This window comes from Prauserella isguenensis (genome assembly GCF_014191605.1).
GTDB lineage: Bacteria > Actinomycetota > Actinomycetes > Mycobacteriales > Pseudonocardiaceae > Prauserella > Prauserella isguenensis.
This window is the reverse complement of the sequence record NZ_JACHWU010000004.1, coordinates 330,816-348,679: the sequence shown is the minus strand read 5'-3', so window position 1 is coordinate 348,679 and position 17,864 is coordinate 330,816. Positions and strand designations below refer to the sequence as shown.

Annotated in this window: 19 protein-coding genes; 8 read left to right on the top strand and 11 right to left on the bottom strand. The window is 69.5% G+C overall.

The annotated features are described in order from the left end of the window. The first annotated feature begins 60 nt into the window (after nt 1–60). Nucleotides 61–555 carry an Lrp/AsnC family transcriptional regulator gene (locus FHS23_RS17915; protein WP_183657103.1) on the top strand — a complete coding sequence of 165 codons (495 nt, stop codon included), beginning with the start codon at nt 61–63 and terminating at the stop codon, nt 553–555. A 174-nt stretch (nt 556–729) separates the two neighbouring features. On the opposite strand, the gene FHS23_RS17910 is transcribed toward FHS23_RS17915, so the two are convergent. The 5 genes from FHS23_RS17910 to FHS23_RS17890 all read right to left on the bottom strand — a co-directional run bounded on the left by FHS23_RS17910 (nt 730) and on the right by FHS23_RS17890 (nt 5,027). Beyond that, nucleotides 730–1,910 (bottom strand): IS3 family transposase gene (locus FHS23_RS17910; protein ID WP_183657099.1). Its coding sequence is split into 2 segments (ribosomal slippage): nt 730–1,623 and nt 1,626–1,910, totalling 1,179 coding nucleotides; the frame shifts between segments, so codons are not numbered across the junction. A gap of 212 nt (nt 1,911–2,122) precedes the next feature. Next, on the bottom strand, nt 2,123–2,629 hold the full coding sequence (locus FHS23_RS17905; protein WP_183657096.1) for a GNAT family N-acetyltransferase: 507 nt from the start codon (nt 2,627–2,629) through the stop codon (nt 2,123–2,125). 185 nt (nt 2,630–2,814) lie between these two features. Beyond that, nucleotides 2,815–3,489, bottom strand: coding sequence for a class I SAM-dependent methyltransferase (locus FHS23_RS17900; protein ID WP_183657433.1), 675 nt, complete (start codon nt 3,487–3,489; stop codon nt 2,815–2,817). A gap of 199 nt (nt 3,490–3,688) precedes the next feature. Continuing rightward, nucleotides 3,689–4,144, bottom strand: coding sequence for a nuclear transport factor 2 family protein (locus FHS23_RS17895; RefSeq protein ID WP_183657093.1), 456 nt, complete (start codon nt 4,142–4,144; stop codon nt 3,689–3,691). Between the two features lie 13 nt (nt 4,145–4,157). Continuing rightward, complete coding sequence (locus FHS23_RS17890) at nt 4,158–5,027, bottom strand: TIGR03619 family F420-dependent LLM class oxidoreductase (RefSeq protein ID WP_183657089.1); 870 nt, start codon at nt 5,025–5,027, stop codon at nt 4,158–4,160. Nucleotides 5,028–5,257: 230 nt separating this feature from the next. Between FHS23_RS17890 and FHS23_RS23335 the strand changes: the two genes are divergently transcribed. Then, nucleotides 5,258–6,049 carry a C40 family peptidase gene (locus FHS23_RS23335; RefSeq protein ID WP_343054047.1) on the top strand — a complete coding sequence of 264 codons (792 nt, stop codon included), beginning with the start codon at nt 5,258–5,260 and terminating at the stop codon, nt 6,047–6,049. Nucleotides 6,050–6,160: 111 nt separating this feature from the next. After that, on the top strand, nt 6,161–6,937 hold the full coding sequence (locus FHS23_RS17880; protein ID WP_183657086.1) for a hypothetical protein: 777 nt from the start codon (nt 6,161–6,163) through the stop codon (nt 6,935–6,937). Between the two features lie 39 nt (nt 6,938–6,976). Here the strand turns inward: FHS23_RS17880 and FHS23_RS17875 are convergent, their stop codons facing one another. Together FHS23_RS17875 and FHS23_RS17870 are read right to left on the bottom strand one after the other, a co-directional pair. Further along, a complete protein-coding gene (locus FHS23_RS17875; protein ID WP_183657082.1) occupies nt 6,977–7,786 on the bottom strand; it encodes an Fpg/Nei family DNA glycosylase in 810 nt (269 codons plus the stop codon). Continuing rightward, entirely contained in the window at nt 7,786–8,259 is a 474-nt protein-coding gene (locus FHS23_RS17870) for a ribose-5-phosphate isomerase (protein ID WP_183657078.1), read from the bottom strand. Before FHS23_RS17870 ends, FHS23_RS17875 begins: the two co-directional genes overlap by 1 nt. A 59-nt stretch (nt 8,260–8,318) precedes the next feature. On the opposite strand from FHS23_RS17870, the gene FHS23_RS17865 reads away from it, so the two are divergent. Then, complete coding sequence (locus FHS23_RS17865) at nt 8,319–9,041, top strand: 2-phosphosulfolactate phosphatase (RefSeq protein WP_183657075.1); 723 nt, start codon at nt 8,319–8,321, stop codon at nt 9,039–9,041. Continuing rightward, nucleotides 9,034–9,843 (top strand): MBL fold metallo-hydrolase, encoded by an 810-nt coding sequence (locus tag FHS23_RS17860; protein ID WP_183657072.1) that lies wholly within the window; start codon nt 9,034–9,036, stop codon nt 9,841–9,843. The genes FHS23_RS17865 and FHS23_RS17860 overlap by 8 nt, the downstream gene beginning before the upstream one ends. A gap of 9 nt (nt 9,844–9,852) precedes the next feature. On the opposite strand, the gene FHS23_RS17855 is transcribed toward FHS23_RS17860, so the two are convergent. Further along, entirely contained in the window at nt 9,853–11,019 is a 1,167-nt protein-coding gene (locus FHS23_RS17855) for a fatty acid desaturase family protein (RefSeq protein ID WP_183657069.1), read from the bottom strand. Between the two features lie 118 nt (nt 11,020–11,137). On the opposite strand from FHS23_RS17855, the gene FHS23_RS17850 reads away from it, so the two are divergent. Both FHS23_RS17850 and eutC read left to right on the top strand, forming a co-directional pair. Beyond that, nucleotides 11,138–12,553 carry an ethanolamine ammonia-lyase subunit EutB gene (locus FHS23_RS17850; RefSeq protein WP_183657066.1) on the top strand — a complete coding sequence of 472 codons (1,416 nt, stop codon included), beginning with the start codon at nt 11,138–11,140 and terminating at the stop codon, nt 12,551–12,553. Further along, the gene (gene eutC, locus FHS23_RS17845; RefSeq protein WP_183657063.1) at nt 12,550–13,272 is read left to right on the top strand and encodes an ethanolamine ammonia-lyase subunit EutC; all 723 of its coding nucleotides are present in this window, start codon (nt 12,550–12,552) and stop codon (nt 13,270–13,272) included. The genes FHS23_RS17850 and eutC overlap by 4 nt, the downstream gene beginning before the upstream one ends. Before the next feature lie 18 nt (nt 13,273–13,290). Here the strand turns inward: eutC and FHS23_RS17840 are convergent, their stop codons facing one another. After that, entirely contained in the window at nt 13,291–13,902 is a 612-nt protein-coding gene (locus tag FHS23_RS17840) for a mycothiol-dependent nitroreductase Rv2466c family protein (protein ID WP_183657060.1), read from the bottom strand. A gap of 215 nt (nt 13,903–14,117) precedes the next feature. Between FHS23_RS17840 and pepN the strand changes: the two genes are divergently transcribed. Next, complete coding sequence (gene pepN, locus FHS23_RS17835; RefSeq protein WP_183657426.1) at nt 14,118–16,679, top strand: aminopeptidase N; 2,562 nt, start codon at nt 14,118–14,120, stop codon at nt 16,677–16,679. Nucleotides 16,680–16,875: 196 nt separating this feature from the next. Here pepN and FHS23_RS17830 read toward each other — a convergent pair whose 3' ends face one another. Together FHS23_RS17830 and ctaJ are read right to left on the bottom strand one after the other, a co-directional pair. Continuing rightward, nucleotides 16,876–17,373: a DUF5130 family protein gene (locus FHS23_RS17830; RefSeq protein ID WP_183657049.1), complete on the bottom strand. Its 498-nt coding sequence runs from the start codon at nt 17,371–17,373 to the stop codon at nt 16,876–16,878. Continuing rightward, on the bottom strand, nt 17,360–17,581 hold the full coding sequence (ctaJ, locus tag FHS23_RS17825) for an aa3-type cytochrome oxidase subunit CtaJ (RefSeq protein ID WP_183657047.1): 222 nt from the start codon (nt 17,579–17,581) through the stop codon (nt 17,360–17,362). The genes FHS23_RS17830 and ctaJ overlap by 14 nt, the downstream gene beginning before the upstream one ends. Nucleotides 17,582–17,864 lie beyond the last annotated feature (283 nt).

Here is a 17,864-nt window from a genome sequence, read left to right as displayed (position 1 = left end):
CTCTAGACTGCATCAGATCCATCGACCACGCTTTATCATTCAGAGCAATCGGAGCCAACGATGTTTACTGATCCGAAAGCGGCAGCAGCGAGCGAGAGCATTTCGGCAAACAGCGTTATCGATGATGTCGATCGCACGCTTCTTGCCGCGCTCAACGAGGACCCACGGTTGTCGAAATCTGCGCTGGCTCGTCGATCCGGCTTATCCACTCCGACTGTGTCCAGCCGGATCGCCCGACTCGAACGTCTCGGAGTAATTCGCGGGTACCGTCTCGAACTCGATCCCGCCGCACTGGGTTACCTGATCTCCGCGTGGGTTCGGGTGCGACCTGGGCCCGGGCAGCTTCCCAAAGTTATCGAGCTCGCCGAGCACACTCCCGAGATCAGCGAGTGCCACCGCGTCACCGGCGACGACTGCTTCCTTCTCCATGTACACGCGCCCTCGCTCAGTAGCTTGGAACGCATACTGGATCGTTTCCTGCTACACGGTCAAACCACCAGCGCGATCAGCGTCTCCACCCCGGTTCGCCCACGCAATCCCCCCGTCGTTCAGTGAACCGAGACACCCGCTCCACGAGCACCGCGCCGGAGCTTGTCCATGCGCACGCACCCGAAGGTCGCTTGTGGACAAAGCTGTTGCTCAGTCGATCCGGCGGTCTACCCGTGCCAGCGTTCACGGCTCGAGCCAGGCTGACGATAGGGGGCTGCTGAAGGAAACTGTGACAGTGGTTTAGGCCGCCGGGGTGGCGGTGTGGCTCATGATGGTTTCGTATTCGATGGGGGGCAAGCGGCCGAGGCGGGCTTGTCTGCGGCGTCGGTGGTAGGTGCGTTCGATCCAGGTCACGATCGCGATGCGGAGCTCTTCGCGTGTGGCCCATGTGCGGCGGTTGAGCACATTGCGTTGCAGGAGGCTGAAGAAGCTCTCCATGGCGGCGTTGTCACCGGCTGAGCCGACCTGGCCCATCGAGCCGCGCATGTGGTGGCGCCACAACGCTTGTTGCAACTTCGTGCTGCGAAACTGACCTCCGCGATCGCTGTGCAGCGTGCAGCCGGCGACGTGGCCACCACGGCGGGCGACGGCCGATTCCAGCGCGTCCAGGGCGAGCTGGGAGGTCATCCGGTCGGCGATGGAATGGCCCACGATCCGGTTCGACCACACGTCTTTGACCGCGGAGAGGTAGAGCGTGCCCTCACCGGTGGGGTGTTCGGTGATATCGGTCAGCCACAGGCGATTCGGTCTGTCAGTGGTGAACTCGCGGCGCACGAGATCGTCGTGCGCGGGCGGACCGGGCCGGGCCTTGCGGCTGCGGCGTTTCTTCCCGAACACGCACCACCACTCGTTGTCCGAGCAGATCTTCCACACCGTGCGGTCCGACACCTCGACGCCCGTGGCGGTGACCGCGTCGTGCAACAGGCGATACCCGAACTCGGGGTCCTCGCGGTGAGCGTCGAAGATCGCGTTCGCCGCGTAGGCCTCGTCGTACTCGGTGTCGGTGACCGGCCTGCGCAGCCAGGCGTAGTAGTGCTGGCGGTCGAGCTTGAGCACCCGGCACGCCACCGCCACCGGCACCCGAATCGGGGCATCGGGGGCGGCCAACTCCCTTACGAGCGGGTAGAGCCTTTTCCCGGCAGGTTGCCCTGCGACAAGTACGCCGCAGCCCGACGCAACACCTCGTTCTCCTGCTCCAACAGCCGGTTACGGCGCTTGAGCTCACGCAACTCAGCCGCCGCATCCGAGGACACACCCGGCTTGGCGCCGTCCTCGACATCAGCCTGACGCAACCACTTCTGCAACGTCATCTCGTGAACACCGAAGTCCGCGGCGACCTGCGCCAAAGTCACACCAGACTCGCGGTTACGCGCGACCCGGACGACGTCCTCACGGAACTCACGGGGATACGGCTTGGGCACAACAACATCCTTCCACGCCCACCTCTCGGCAAGCGAACTCAGATGTCACACACCCCTTCAGCAGCCCCTAGCAACAGCCATAGCTACCGACTACGCCTGGCGAACTCGGTGAATCGCCTCCGGTGGAGCCGCCGACCTCAAGTCAGACGGGAACGACATCGCATCGGTGGAAGAGCACCGTGAGCGATGACCTTTCCGCCCATCGGCACCGGTCAGATTCCAAAAGGTGCTGCGTAGCGGACCTGACCGCCAGGCAGCGGACTCCCGTCGAGCGACATCGCCATCAGGGCGTCATCGGGAACATCGATGGAAAGACGAATGCCGTGCACGCTCGCCCTGCCGAACCCGAATCTCGGGTAATAGCTCGGATGCCCGAGGACGACAACGTACTTCTCGCCCCGATTACGGGCCCGGAGCAACGCGCTTTCAATGGCAGCGGATCCAGCGCCGGTCCGCTGATGCTGTGGCCAAACGGCGCACGGTCCCAGACACAGTGCCGGCGTTTCGCCGATGTGGCACCTGGTCAGCAGGGCGCACCCCATGACGATACCTAATTCGTCCGTGGCGACGATCGACAGTTCGGGAATCCAGTGCGGGTCGTCGCGCAAAGCATCGACCAGATGCGCCTCATCCGTAGTCGTGAAAGCAGCGCTGTTGATCTCGTGGACGATGGGGATGTCCGCGCCGCTCTCCACGCGGGTGATCCAGTTACTGGACATAATCGCTCCGTGCTCGGTGTCGTGTGGCCGATCGTTTCCAGAACCCTCGTTCGGTCTCCACAGCACTGACCTGTGCCTCTCACCGATCTGCACAGTGCCGTAACAAGGATCCCCCACGTCAAGGCAACGGTCCGGCGATCGGCGTCGGCCGGGCTCAACCGCGGAGCCGGCTCGTCACCGTCCCGTCACCTCGGCCGGCCGCGTGTCACGAGTCGAAAACCGACATCCAGTTCTTCCCGAGTCAACAGGTCGCTGTGGCGTTCGTACCAGCGACCGGACGCCAGATCCTCACGCAACCGCTCGACGCCCCGTGCGACCGCCGTGGGGTCGGTCTGAGCCAAAGCCGAACAGTTTCGGCGGACCCCCGCGTCAAGATAGCCCTCGGGACGTCTCCAATGCGCAGGAAATACACCATCGGCGAAATCCCACGGGACAGGCAACACGGTGACGGCGTCGGCGCCGAGCTCGTCGGCGATGTCCGTCGCCGACGGCCGTGAGGCCTCCAGCTCGGCGACCTCGGGAACGTAGTCACGAGTCAGCCAGAACTCGGCGTGCAGATCGGTTTCGTATGCCACCACCACCTGCCGGTGGGAAGTGCGCCGCAGTTCGGCGAGACCGCGACGCCAGTCGCGCCAGTGATGCACCGTGAGTACCGCCAACGTGACGTCGGCAGCCCTGTCTCGCAACGGCAGGTGCTCGGCGACGGCCTGCACGGCGGGAACCGGGCCGATTCGCTGCGCGAGCATGCGACGTGACGGCTCGACCGCCAGCACGGTCGACCCTTCCGGCTCGTACGAACCCGTACCGGCGCCGACATCGACGACGGTGCCGTGCCCCACGGCACCGGAGATGTGCGCCATCCACCGAGGATCGGTGCGCCGGCCCCGGGCGTAATCGGTGCCGATGCGGTCGTACAGGTGAGACGACACCGACACCTCCGCATGCCCTGCCCCGCTGGCTCGCGACCGAGGCGTTCCCGGAAGGAGATCACTCCGGTGACAGTCCGTCCAGCCGCCACCGGGCCACGTCACAGCCAGGCGTCACGGGTCACAGCGAGCATCACGGCGACGTGTCGTCGTCCTGCCGTGCTGTGGCCGCCGCGCGTTCGGGCTCCCAGAACGCGCGCACCGACAAGAGACGTCCGTCCGAGCCTGCCTTGTAGACGATCACGCAGTCGGTGTCGACACGGTATCCGCCGTCGAACAGCGTCGTGATCGTCGCGACGTTCGCGACCTCGTCGCCACCCGCGTGCGAATCGTGGACGACGAACCGGAACCGCTGCACATTCGCTATCGTGAGGTCCCAGAACGCCGAGATGCCGTCCGCGCCGTGATGGCCCTTGCCCTCCTCGTCGAACCCCGAGGGGCCGACCGGGTCCTCGATCACCGCCGTCGGATCGAACAGGTCCAGCCAGCGCTGCTTGTCCCCCGCCGCGACGGCCTCCATGGATCGCAACGCCGCCACCCGGGCAGGCGGCTGCTGCGCGTCGACGTCCCAGCACACGGTGACACTCATCCGGCGGACCTCCTCAGAACCGTGCGATGACGTCGGCGGCGAACTTCTTGATCGAGTCCTTCTTCTGCTCCACCGGGGCGTCGAAACCGAGGCCGTCGAACACCCACGGCACCGTGATCACGTCGGTGACGCCGACGTCTGCCTGCTCGCGATAGCCGTCGAGGCCGAACCGGTCGATGCACACGGCCTGGAACTCGAAGGGCTCGTCGGCGCGGCCGTACTCGGCGCGCAGCGTGTTCAGCCGTGCGATCGTGTCGCGCAGGTCGTCCAGCTTCATCATCGCCGACGCCCAGCCGTCGCCCACGCGCGCGGCGCGGCGCAACGCCGGTTCGCTGTGCCCGCCGACGTAGAACGGCACGTGCCGCTTCGGGGCCGGGCTCATGCACAGCTTGTCGAAGTCGTAGAACTCGCCGTGGTACTCGACCATTCCGCCGTCGAGGATCAGCCGGAGCACGTCGATCGCCTCATCGACCCGCTTGCCACGCCGCCGGTACGGCACCCCGCACCACTCGAACTCCTCCGGCGCCCAGCCGACGCCGAGACCGAGCCCGAACCGGTCGCCCGTGAGGTTCGCGACCGAACCCACCTGACGAGCCAACAGCACCGGATTGCGCGAGCCGAGTTTCAGCACCGACGTGTAGAACGTGATCTCTTTCGTGGCGGCCCCCATCGACGCCGCCGCGATCAGCGGGTCGACCCACGGGGTGTTCTCGTCCCAGAACCGACTTCCGTCCGGAGTGTACGGATAGTCCGCGGACACCTGCTCGGAATAGAAAAGCGAGTCGGGAAGGGCGATCGAGGAGAACCCGCACTCCTCGGCCGTGACGGCCAGTTCGGTCAGCTGATCCAGCGGGGTCAGGGCCACCGACAGTGTGAACCTCATACCGCAAAACAGTAACGTGTTCTAGTTTGTTGCGCCAGGCTCGACGACGATCCGGTGCCGTTCGCGGTTTCACTGGTGTGGGTGCTCTCGAGTCGCGGCCGCCACGAAACCCGTGTTTACGGTCGTCACGGCAGGTGGGTCACCCCATCGGCCGAGCACGGTGCCGATGCCACGAGGGCCTCGGCGAGGTCGGGGGACCGGACGTGCGAGCTCCTTACTGGAGGATCAGCGTGTCCACACCGTGGAAGCGCACAGCGGTCATCGGACTGGTCGGCGGCACGGCCCTCGTGGCCTTCGCGGGCAACGCGGCGGCCGTCGCACCCAGCGAGCAGTCCCTGCACGACACACCGGACAGCGTCGAGAAAGGAACCGAGGTCGCCCTGTCGGGCACCCTCACCGGACTGCGGGACCGGCCGGTGAGCGACCAGCGGGTCGCGCTGGAGCGCCGCGCGGGTGACGGGGGCTGGCAGACCGTCGACACCGCGACCACCGGCGACGACGGCACCGTCACGTTCCGACGCACCCCGCAGCGAACCGCCGAGTGGCGAGTGACCTACGACGGCAGCACGTTCCTCGACCCGTCGGCCTCACCGCCGCAACGGGTCGACGTGCGTCTTCCTCCTCCTCCGCCACCACCGCCGAAGCCGGCACGGCCCGAGCAGTCCGCGAAGCCGAGCGGCAAGCAGATCGTGGACGTCGCGGCGTCCCACGCGGGCAAGCCGTACGCCTACGGCGCCACGGGGCCGCAGCGCTTCGACTGCTCCGGTTTCGCGCAGTTCGTGCACCGTCAGGTCGGAATCCAGCTTCCGCGCACCTCCAGTGCACAGCACCGGGCCGTGCGACCGGTCGCCAACCACGCGAAAGTGGCCGGCGACCTGGTCTTCTTCCACCAGGGCGGCTCGGTCTACCACGTCGGCATCTACGCGGGAGGCAACCACGTCTGGGCCGCCCCGGAGAGCGGCGACGTCGTTCGCAAGCAGCGGATCTGGACGGACACGTACTACACCGGCCGCGCCTGGTGACCATGATCATGCCGGGAACTCCCCGGGCGCCGCGGGCGTTGTCCGGTTCGAAGGAGTCTGTCCGGTCCCCGGCGGACTCCGCCGGAACCGCGTACGCCCCGGGAGTACCTCATGGAGCTCGTCCTCGTCGTCCTCGTACTGATCATCGTCGGTGGCGGGTACTACCTGTTGCGATCCCACCAACAGGCCAAACGCAACCGGCTGGAGGACGCGAAGGCCGACGCCCGCCGGTGGGTGGAGCGGCTCGGCGGCCAGGTGCTCAACCTGACCGGCACCGACACGGCGTCGCAACAGGCACTGGCGGACGCCTCGGAGCGCTACAACGCCGCCGGATCGCAGATGGAACAGGCGCAGACCGAGGAGCAGGCGAAACTCGTCAAGGACACCGCGCTCGAAGGCCTTTACTACGTCCGGGCCGCGCGGGAGGCCATGGGCCTCGACCCGGGGCCGGCACTGCCGGAGGACCGTGAACGGCAGGCCGCGGGCAAGGTCACCGAGCACCGTTCCGTCGACGTCGAGGGCAGGCACTACGAGGCCTCGCCCGAGCCCGGCGCCGACACCCCGCACTACTACCCGGGCGGCCGCGTCGCGGGCAGGCCCGTGCCGCAGGGCTGGTACAGCGAGCCGTGGTGGAAACCGGCGCTGGTCGCGGGCGCATGGGGCCTCGGGTCGATGATGCTGTTCAGCGCGATGTTCTCCGGCATGGCGGGTGTCCCCGCGGGCGCCATGGGCGACGGCGGCGACATGGGCGGCGACGGCGGCGATGCGGGCGGTGACGGCGGCGACGCCGGAGGCGACGGCGACATGGGCGGCGACGCCGGTGGCGACATGGGCGGCGATTTCGGCGGCGATATGGGCGACATGGGCGGGTTCGACTTCGGGTTCTGACCGCCCCGGCTCGTCACTCCGTGGGCCGTGATCGGTCCGTCACGCGGGCTGGCAGGTCGGGCACCAGTAGAGGTGCCTGCCCGCCAGTTCGGTGTGCGCAACCGAAGTGCCGCAGACCAGGCACGGCTGCCCGGCGCGCCGGTAGACGTACACTTCGCCGCCGTGCCGGTCCTTCCGCGGCGCGCGGCCGGTGACTTCGGGCAGGTGTTCGTCGGCGACCGTGTCGATCCGTCCGCTCCGCACGCCCGCCCGCATGAGGGCGACGAGGTCGTCCCACATCGCCTTCCACACCGTCTCGTCGAGGTCGCGGCCCGCGAGCATCGGGGTGAGGCCGTGGCGGAACAGGACCTCGGCGCGGTAGACGTTGCCGACCCCCGACAGCACCTTCTGGTCCATCAGCAGCGCCGCGATCGACGTGCGGGACCGCGTGATCCGCTGCCAGGCGGGCTCCGGCCGGGCGTCGCGGCGCAGCGGGTCGGGGCCGAGCCTGGCGATGATGGCGTCGGCCTCGGGCTCGGTGAGCAGTTCGCACCGCGTCGGACCGCGCAGGTCCGTCCAATGTGTCCGTCCGGACAGTCGCAGCCGAACCTGGCCGACCGGCTCGGTCTCGGGGAGCTTCGACTCGGTGAATGTCCCGTACAGCCCCAGGTGGACGTGGACGACACCGAGCGGTCCGTAGTCGTGGAACAGGTGCTTGCCGTGGGCGTCGGCACGCAGGAACGTGGCGCCGTCGAGCTGTGCCGCCTCGGTGGCGAACCGGCCCTGAGGGCTGCTCACCCGCACCGGCGCGCCCGCGTAGCGCCGCTGATGCAGCCGGGCGAGCCGGTGCAGGGTGTGCCCTTCGGGCATCAGGCCTCCGGCAGCGCGGGGGCGTCGCCCGTCTGTTCGAAGTCGGTCAGCTGCTGCACCCGGCGCGTGTGCCGCGGGCCGTCGTCCACCGGCGTGTCCAGGAACGCCTCGACGATGCCCGTGGCCTCCTCCGTGCTGTGCATGCGCGCACCGACGCCGACGACCTGGGCGTGGTTGTGCTGACGCGTGAGCTGGGCGGTCTCCACGCTCCACGCCAGGCCCGCCCGGCAGCCCGGCACCTTGTTGGCGGCGATCTGCTCGCCGTTGCCGGAGCCGCCGATGACGATGCCGAGGCTCCCCTCGTCGGCGACGACCCGGCGCGCGGTCTCGATGCAGAACGGCGGGTAGTCGTCGGCGGCGTCGTAGACGTGCGGGCCGACGTCGGTGACGTCGTGGCCCTGCTTCTCCAGATGGGCGACGAGGTGATTCTTCAGCTCGAAGCCGGCATGGTCGGATCCCAGATAGACACGCACAGCGGCAGTGTGCCATCCCCGCTGCACATGGCCTCGGGCCACCCGGCAGGGTGTGAGCCATGACGGATGTGACTCCGACGCCGACGCAACCGGCCCCCGCGAGCGCCCAGGCCCCGACGCTGACGCAGGACGGTCACGCCGTGCGGTTCGACTGGGGCGAGTCCGGGCTGGCGGCCCTGGGCGGTGCCTGCGCGGTGCTGGTGATCGTCGACGTCCTCTCCTTCTGCACCCGAGTGGACCTGGCGCTCACCGCGGGCGGCGCGGTGCGACCGGTCCGGTGGGCCGATCCGCTGCCCGAGACGGACGGCGGCGACCCCGAGCCACTGCGGTCACCGAACGGCGCGACACTCACGGTCGAGGCCGGTACGACCGGCGCGCACGTGCTCACCGCCTGCCTGCGCAACGCGGACGGCGTGGCGAAGCTCGCCGCGGAGCTGGCGGCGGGCGGGCCGATCGGCGTGCTGGCCGCGGGCGAACGGTGGGGCGTACAGGCCGGCACGACGGCGGGGTCCGACGGTCCGCTGCGCCCGTGCCTCGAGGACCAGCTCGGCTCCGGCGCGGTCGTCGCGGGGCTGCAGTCGTACGGCGACATCTCCCCCGAAGCGGTCGTGGCGGCCCAGGCCTTCGCCGTGGCCGACGTACCCGCGGCGGTACGCGGCTCGGCCTCGGGCCGCGAGCTGGCCGCACACGGCGACGGCGAGCTGCTCGAACGCGCCGTCGAGGTCGGCGCGTCGCCGTGTGTGCCGAGACTCGGCGCCGACGGAGTGCTCACCGGTGCCTGACTGGGCCGAGCAGGCCTGCGGCGTGTACACCCGCCGGTACGCCGAACTGGACCTGACCGTCGGCCTCGTCGTCGGGTCGCAGCGTTGCCTGATCGTCGACACCCGTGGCTCGCGCGGTCAGGGCGAGGAGCTGGCCGCCGCGGTCCGCGAGGTGACGTCGGCGCCGCCCGAGATCGTGCTGACGCACGCCCACTTCGACCACGCCTTCGGCGCCGCAGCGCTGTCCGCGGCGTTCGGGGACCGTCCGATATGGGCACACACCGGATGCCGGAGGGCCCTCACGAACCACGGCGAGCACGACCGCCGGGAATGGATGGAGCGGTACCGCGCCTGCGGCGAGCACGCCCTGGTCGACGACCTCTCCGCGACCCCGATCGCCGCCCCCACGCACACGTTCGAGCGCAGCGCACGGGTGGACCTCGGCGACCGCACCGTCGAGCTCGTTCACCCGGGGCCCGGGCACACCGACCACGACGTGATCGCCGTCGCCGGTGACGTGCTGTTCGCGGGCGACCTCGTCGAACACGTACCCGGCGGCTCGTTCACCGAGGAGTCGTTCGGGCCCGACGCCCATCTCGACGCGTGGCCGACGGCACTCGACCACGTGCTCACCCACCGGCCACGCGTCGTCCTACCCGGCCACGGCGACCCCGTCGACGCCCCGTTCGTCACGCGCGCCCGGGACGATCTGCGCACCCTCGCGGACCTGCGCACAGCAGTCCGGGCCGGCACGCTCACCCCCGCCGGCGCCCTCGAGGCCGCTCCCCTGCCACCGGAGGTCAGCCGGGCCGCGCTGACCTGACACACCGGGTCAGGGCACGTCGCCGGGGCGCCCTGGCTCCGCGGGATCCGCCGTGTCCACGCCGCCCAGAGACCCGCCGCTGCGCAGAGACTCGCCGCTGCGCAGGGGCTCGCCGACCCGGTGGAGGTGGCCGAGCGCCTCGCGCCACGACGCGACCAGGCCGGTCTCGTGATACGGCACGTCGATCTCCTCGCAGTAGCCGCGCACGATCGGCTGCGCCTTGCGCAGATGCGGCATCGGCAGGTGCGGGAACAGGTGGTGTTCGATCTGGTAGTTCAGGCCGCCCATCAGGTTGTCGACCAGCACGCCGCCGCGGACGTTGCGGGTCGTCAGCACCTGTTTGCGGAGGAAGTCGAGCTTCTCCCCCGCCTTCAACGTCGGCATGCCCTTGTGTCCCGGCGCGAACACCGATCCCATGTAGACACCCCAGAGCGCCTGGTGCACCAGGAGGAACGCGAGCGCCTTCTCCGGCGACAGGACGAGCAGCAGTGCACCGAGGTAGCAGGCGAAGTGGGCGGCGAGCAGCAACGCCTCGACACTCCGATGCTTGATGCGCCGATTCGCACGCCGGCCGATCACCGCTCGCACGCTGGAGAAGTGCAGGTTGAACCCTTCCAGCGTGAGCAACGGGAAGAACAGCACCGCCTGCCTGCGTCCGATGATCCGGGGCAGTCCCCTGCTGGCCACGGCCTGCTCCCGGGACCACACCAGGATGTCCGGCACCACGTCCGGATCGTGTTCCTCGTGGTTCGGGTTGGCGTGGTGCCGGGTGTGCTTGTCCATCCACCAGCCGTAGCTCATGCCGACGCCGAGGTTGCCCGCGAGCAACCCGGCGATCTCGCCCGCCCTCCGAGTGCGGAACACCTGCCGGTGCGCCAGGTCGTGCGAGATCAGCGCGACCTGCGCGAACACGACAGCGAAGAACGCGGCGACGAGCAGCTGCCACCACGTGTCACCGAGCAGGACGAACGCGGCGATGCCGCCGCCGTACAGAGCGGCGACGATGCCCGCGCGGGCGGCGTAGTAGCCGGGGCGCCGGGCGAACAGCCCCGCGGCTGCGATACGCCGGGACAACACGGCGAAATCGCTGCCACGCCGGGTCTCGGCGGATTCGTCGGGCGCGGATGCGGAGGCCGTGTCGGATGCGGAGGCCGTATCGGCCGAGGTGGGCGTCATGCCCCCACACTGGCCCGCGTCGCCGCCGCGGCGACATCCTGCGCTCCCCCGACGTCCCGCTGGTGCAAGCCCCCGTTTCCACGCCGACAGGGCGCCTCCGGACGATTACCCTTGCCGCATGCGGTACTCGCACACTGTCCGCGATCGCACCTACACCTTCGACGGACTGGTCGATCTGTTGGCCAAGGCCGCGCCCGACCGTTCCGGCGACCGGCTGGCCGGATGCGCCGCCGACTCCGACGCCGAGCGCGTCGCGGCGCGGTGGGCACTGGCCGACGTACCGCTGACCACCTTCCTCACCGACCCCGTCGTGCCGCCGGAAACCGACAACGTCACCCGGCTGATCTGGGACACGCACGACGGCGACGCCTTCTCCCTCGTCCGCCACCACACGGTCGGCGAGCTGCGCGACTGGCTGCTGGACACCGCGGCGGGGCCCGACGCAGCCACCCGGCTGTCCGCCCTCGCACCGGGACTCACCCCCGAGATGGTCGCCGCCGTCTCGAAGCTGATGCGGAACCAGGACCTCGTGTCGGTCGCCGCCGCCACGTCGGTGACCACGGCGTTCCGGACCACGCTCGGACTGCCCGGCAGGCTGGCGACACGACTGCAACCCAACCATCCCGCCGATGACCCCACGGGCGTCGCCGGAGCGGTGCTCGACGGGTTGCTGCTCGGCGCGGGCGACGCCGTGATCGGGGTGAATCCGGCCTCGGACAACCCCCGCACGGTCCGCGACCTGCTTCATCTGCTCGACGACATCCGGACGCGCTACGAGATCCCCGTCCAATCGAGCGTCCTGACCCACGTGACGACGACGATCGACCTGATCGCGCAGGGCGCACCCGTCGACCTCCCGTTCCAGTCCATCGCGGGCACCCAGCGTGCCAACGACGGATTCGGCGTCACCCCGGCGATGCTGGCCGAGGCGAACGACGCCGCACGCGGGCTCGCGCGCGGTTCCGTCGGCGACAACGTCCTGTACTTCGAGACGGGCCAGGGAGCCGCCCTGTCCGCCGACGGGCACCACGGCACCGGCGGGCGCCCTGTCGACCAGCAGACCCTCGAGGCCCGCGCCTACGGTCTGGCGCGGGTGTTCGATCCGCTCATCGTCAACACCGTCGTCGGCTTCATCGGGCCGGAGTACCTGTACGACGGCAAGCAGATCATTCGCGCCGGGCTCGAGGACCACTTCTGCGGCAAGCTGCTGGGACTGCCGATGGGGGTCGACGTCTGCTACACGACCCACGCCGAGGCCGACCAGGACGACATGGACACGCTCCTGCTGTTGCTGACCGCGGCGGGCTGCACGTTCGTGATCACCGTTCCGGGCGCCGACGACGTCATGCTCGGCTATCAGTCGGCCTCTTTCCACGACGTGCTGACCACGCGCCGGGTCACCGGCACCCGACCCGCACCGGAGTTCGAGGCCTGGTTGGAGGGGCTGGGAATGCTCGATGACGCCGGCAGAGTGCGCGCCGTCGATCCCGGCGACTCTCCCTTGCGGGAACTGACGGCGAAGGCGGGCGCGTGAGCACGTTCTGGGATCCGCTGCGGCACCGCACACCCGCCCGCATCGGGTTGGACCGGGTCGGGGACGCGGCGCGGACCCGTCACGTACTCGAATCGGCGGAGGCTCTCGCACTGGCCCGCGACGCCGTGCACGGGAGCCTCGACGTCGACCGGCTCGGGGACGAGCTGCGCGCGTTGGGAATCGGCGAGCCGGTCCACGTGCCGTCGGCGGCACCGGACCGTGCGACGTACCTGAGCCGTCCCGACCTGGGACGCCGTCCTGCCGACGTGCCGGTGCTCGCTCCTGCGGACCTCACGCTCGTCGTCGCCGACGGGCTGTCCGCGGAGGCCACGGCGTTGCACGCTGCCGGCGTGCTCGCGGCACTGCTTGCGGAGCTGCCCGGCGACCTGACGGTCGGGCCGCCGATCATCGCGACGCAGGCTCGGGTGGCCCTCGCCGACCACATCGGCGCCGCCCAGGAGGCCAGGCTGTGTGTCGTGGTGATCGGGGAACGCCCCGGGCTGTCGGCACACGACAGCCTGGGTGCCTACGTGACCTGGGCCCCGGCACCGGGAACGGCGGACTCGGCGCGCAACTGCGTGTCGAACATCCGCCGCCCGCACGGTCTCGGCCACGCCGACGCGGCCCGCACCCTGGCCCGGCTCATCGCCGGAGCCCGCCGCATCGAGGCCACCGGCGTGCAACTGAAGGACACGAGCGGGCGACTCACCGACGGGTGAGCGGGGCACGCTCCGTGCTCAGTCGAAGTTGAGGTCTCCGGTGCGGGTCCGCTTGAGCTCGTAGAAGTCGGGGTAGCTCGCCATGGCGACGGCGCCGTCGAACAGCTTCACCGCGTCCTCACCGCGCGGGATGGACGAGAGCACCGGGCCGAAGAACGCGACGCCGTCGACGTGCAGGGTCGGCGTACCGACGTCCATGCCCACCGGGTCCATTCCCTCGTGGTGGCTCTTGCGCAGGGCCTCGTCGTAGTCGCTCGACGTCGCCGCGTCGAGCAGCTCCGGTGGCGCCGACACCTCGGCGAGCGCCTCCTTGAGCACCAGGTCGATGTCCTTGTTGTCCTGGTTGTGATACCGCGTGCCGAAGGCCGTGTAGTAGTCGCGCAGCACCTGCTCTCCCTGCTGCTGCGCCAGCGCGACGGCGACCCGCACCGGGCCCCACGCCTTGTTCATCAGCTCGACGTACTCGTCGGCCAGGTCGCGCCCGGAATTCAGCACGGCCAGGCTCATCACGCGGAAGTTGAGGTCGATGTCCCGACGCTTCTCCACCTCGAGGATCCAGCGCGAAGTGATCCACGCGAACGGGCAGATCGGGTCGAAGTAGAAGTCGACGCGGGTGCGGGACTCGGTCATGGAACGTAACTCCTCGGTCGGCCTGGTGGGTCCGTCCGGGGCAACACCGCGCCAAGGCGGGTTGTTCCCGCGCGACGGGCCGTGCGGACGCGTCACGCCGGGCCCCACGGCCCGCCGCCCGCACACCTGGCGATTCCCCGTGCGCGCGCGGCGGCGGCCATGATTGGATCGGCGGACGTCCTGTTGCCCATCCACGACCGATGACCGAGGTGTCCGTGCCCGCGCCCAACCTGACCCGGGACGCCGCGCAGCAGCGCGCCGACCTGCTCGACGTCCAGTCCTACGACATCCTTCTCGACCTCACCGACGGCCGGGGCCGTCCCGGGGAGAAGACGTTCGACTCCAGGACCACGATCACCTTCGCGGCCGCGCGGCCCGGGGCGGAGTCCTGGGTGGACATCGTCGCCGAGGGCGTGCGGTCGGCGACGCTCAACGGTGCCTCGCTCCCGGTCGACGGGTACGTCGAGGACGACGGCCTCACCCTGCCGGATCTGGCGGAGACGAACGAGCTCACGATCGAGGCCGACTGCCGGTACATGAACACCGGCGAGGGGCTGCACCGCTTCGTCGACCCGGTGGACGAGTCGGTGTACCTGTACTCGCAGTTCGAGACGGCCGACGCCAAGCGCATGTTCGCCTGCTTCGACCAACCGGACCTCAAGGCCACCTACCGCCTCACCGTCATCGCGCCGAAGGGCTGGAAGGTCGTCTCCAACGCGCGGGTCGAATCCGAGTCCGAGACGCCCGAGGGTGCGGTGCGACTCGTGTTCGCCGAGTCCGAGCGCATCTCGACCTACCTGGTCGCCCTCGTGGCGGGCCCGTACGCCGAGTGGCGCGACGAGTACCGCGACGAGCACGGCACCATCCCGCTCGGCATCTACTGCCGCGCCTCGCTGGCCGAGTACATGGACGCCGACCGGCTCTTCACCGAGACGAAGCAGGGCTTCGGCTTCTACCACGAGAATTTCGGCGTGACCTACCCGTTCTCGAAGTACGACCAGCTGTTCGTGCCCGAGTTCAACGCCGGGGCCATGGAGAACGCGGGCGCTGTGACGTTCCGCGAGGACTACGTCTTCCGCAGCCGCGTCACGCGCTACTCCTACGAACGCCGCGCCGAGACGCTGCTGCACGAGATGGCCCACATGTGGTTCGGCGACCTCGTCACCATGCGCTGGTGGGACGACCTGTGGTTGAACGAGTCGTTCGCGACGTTCGCCAGCGTTCTCGCCCAGGCCGAGGCGACCGAGTACACCGGCGCGTGGACGAGTTTCGCCAACATCGAGAAGTCGTGGGCCTACCGGCAGGACCAGCTGCCCTCGACGCACCCGATCGCCGCCGACATGGTCGACCTTCAGGCGGTCGAAGTGAACTTCGACGGCATCACCTACGCCAAGGGTGCCAGCGTCCTGAAGCAGCTCGTCGCCTACGTCGGGCAGGACAACTTCCTGTCGGGACTGAGGCTGTACTTCGACCGCCACGCGTGGGGCAACGCGACTCTGGCCGACCTGCTCTCCGCGCTCGAGGAGGCGTCCGGCCGCGACCTGTCGTGGTGGAGCGCCCAGTGGCTCGAGACGACGGGCCTCAACTCCCTGCGCCCCGTGTTCGACACGGACGCCGACGGCAGGTTCACCTCCTTCACGATCCTGCAGGGCGGCGCCAAGCCGGGCGCGGGCGAGCTACGCACTCACCGTGCGGCGGTCGGCATCTACGACGACGTCGACGGCAGGCTGGTGCGTACCCGGCGCGTCGAACTCGACATCGACGGCGAGCGCACCGACGTGCCCGACCTCGTCGGCGCCGACCGCGGCAAGCTCGTGCTGGTCAACGACGACGACCTGACCTATTGCACGATGCGCCTCGACAACGACTCGCTCGTGACGCTGATCGACCGCATCGGCGACATCACCGACCCGCTTCCCCGCACCCTGTGCTGGTCGGCCGCGTGGGAGATGACCCGCGAGGCGGAGCTCAAGGCGCGCGACTTCGTCACGCTCGTGCAGCGCGGCATCGGTGCGGAGACCGAGGTCGGCGTCGTTCAGCGGCTGCTGATGCAGGCGCAGACGGCGCTCAACTCCTACGCGGAGCCCAGCTGGGCCGCAGAGCGGGGTTGGCCCGCCTTCGCCGCGCGACTGCTGGAGTTGGCACGCACCGCCGAGGCCGGTTCGGACCACCAACTGGCGTTCGTCAACGCACTGGCGTCGGCGGTACTCGACGAGCAGACTGTGTCGGTGCTGGCGGGCTGGCTCGACGGTTCGGCATCTCTCGAGGGCCTCGTCGTCGACACCGACCTGCGCTGGCGACTGCTCCACGCACTCGTCGCCCACGGCAAGGCGGGCGAAGCGGAGATCGCGGCCGAACACGAACGGGACAACACCGCCACGGGCCGCCGCCATGCCGAGCGCGCACGCGCGCTGCGGCCGACCGCCGAGGCCAAGGCGGAGGCGTGGGAACGCGCGGTGCACGACGACGAGCTGCCCAACGCGGTGAACGAGGCGATCATCGCCGGCTTCTCCCATCCAGGGCAGAAGCACCTGCTCGACGGCTACGTCGCCACGTACTTCGCCACGATCGACGAAGTGTGGGCACGCCGTTCCAGCGAGGCCGCCCAGCCCACCGTGGTGGGTCTGTACCCGTCGTGGTCGGTCACGCGCGAGTGCATCGCCGCGGCCGACGCGTGGCTGGAAGGCGACCACGCGCCCGCGCTGCGCAGGCTCGTCTCGGAAGGCCGCGCAGGCATCGTGCGTGCGCTCGCGGCGCGGGAGTTCGACGAGAGCTGACGGTCACCGCCGGTGCCCGGCCCGCCCGGGCACCGGCGAGCCCGCACCCGCGTGCGTGAAGGCAGACTCCGGGAAGACACACACGGACAGACTCCGGAGACACAGCGCCCCGGCACCGAACGGATCGGTGCCGGGGCGCTCGTTTCGGTCACGCCACGCGGCCGCGCGCGGCGATGTCGGCCCAGGTGATCGGCCGTCAGTGCGCGGGATTGCTCCCCGCCTGGTCGGCCAGCATGCGGAGGCCGCTGACGAAGCCACCGATCAGGTCGCCTTCCTTGAACGAGGCGACCATGCTCATGACGGCCAGTTTCACGGCACGGTCGGGCACTCGCTGCGTCGTGTTGGCGCCGGTGACGACCTCGACGACCCGCTCCCCCGGAGACACGGCGATCAGCACGGCGTCATCACCCTGCTCACCAAGCCGATCGTGCAACTGCTCCGCCGCGGCGCGAGTGTCCTCGGAACCGAGCGGACCGAGGTAGATGCTGAATTCGATGCCGGTGTCGCGCGTCGCCAGCGCGAGCGCCTCGTCGATCCGGCTCAACTGCTGCGTCGAGAATGGGCCTTTCGGAGTATCGGGTGCATACTCCTGGGCGCGGGAGATGCGTCCGCTCGTCGTAACCGCGGCGCCGGACGGCAGGTCCGCGGGATCGACGTCGGAAGCACGGTCGTGCACCAGTTCACCAGTTGCCACGGGCACCTCCTCGGTCCGTAGACGGGCTGCCGGCCGTACCGGCACTCACCGGGTTGGCACTCCACCATGTCGCGGGGTGGTCCCATTCCTGCCCCGGGCGATACCGTGGCCGGCCCGCGAACTTCGAACGCAGGGTGACCAGGGCGAATACGCCGCAGATGGCGAGCGGGACCACCGCGAAGACCAGGGTCGTCTCGAGGATGCTCACGAGCGAAGGGTATCCGACGAGTCCCCACGTGTGACCACCTGCCGTGCCGCCACGCCGCCTTGATCCGCGCCGCTCGCCGCATCCCGACCACCGTCCGCCGCTTGCCGGAGACGTAATGGCACGTTGAGCCGAAGCGCTCCTGGCAGACGGTTGCAACTCGACGTACACCCGGACTCACCGACCGCATCGTGCTTGTCACAGGTGAACGGCCCTCGTACGTTTTTCACACGTACGGGTTCTTGCGCCCCGATGTTCCCAACCGCCACTGATTTCCGCCTGTCAC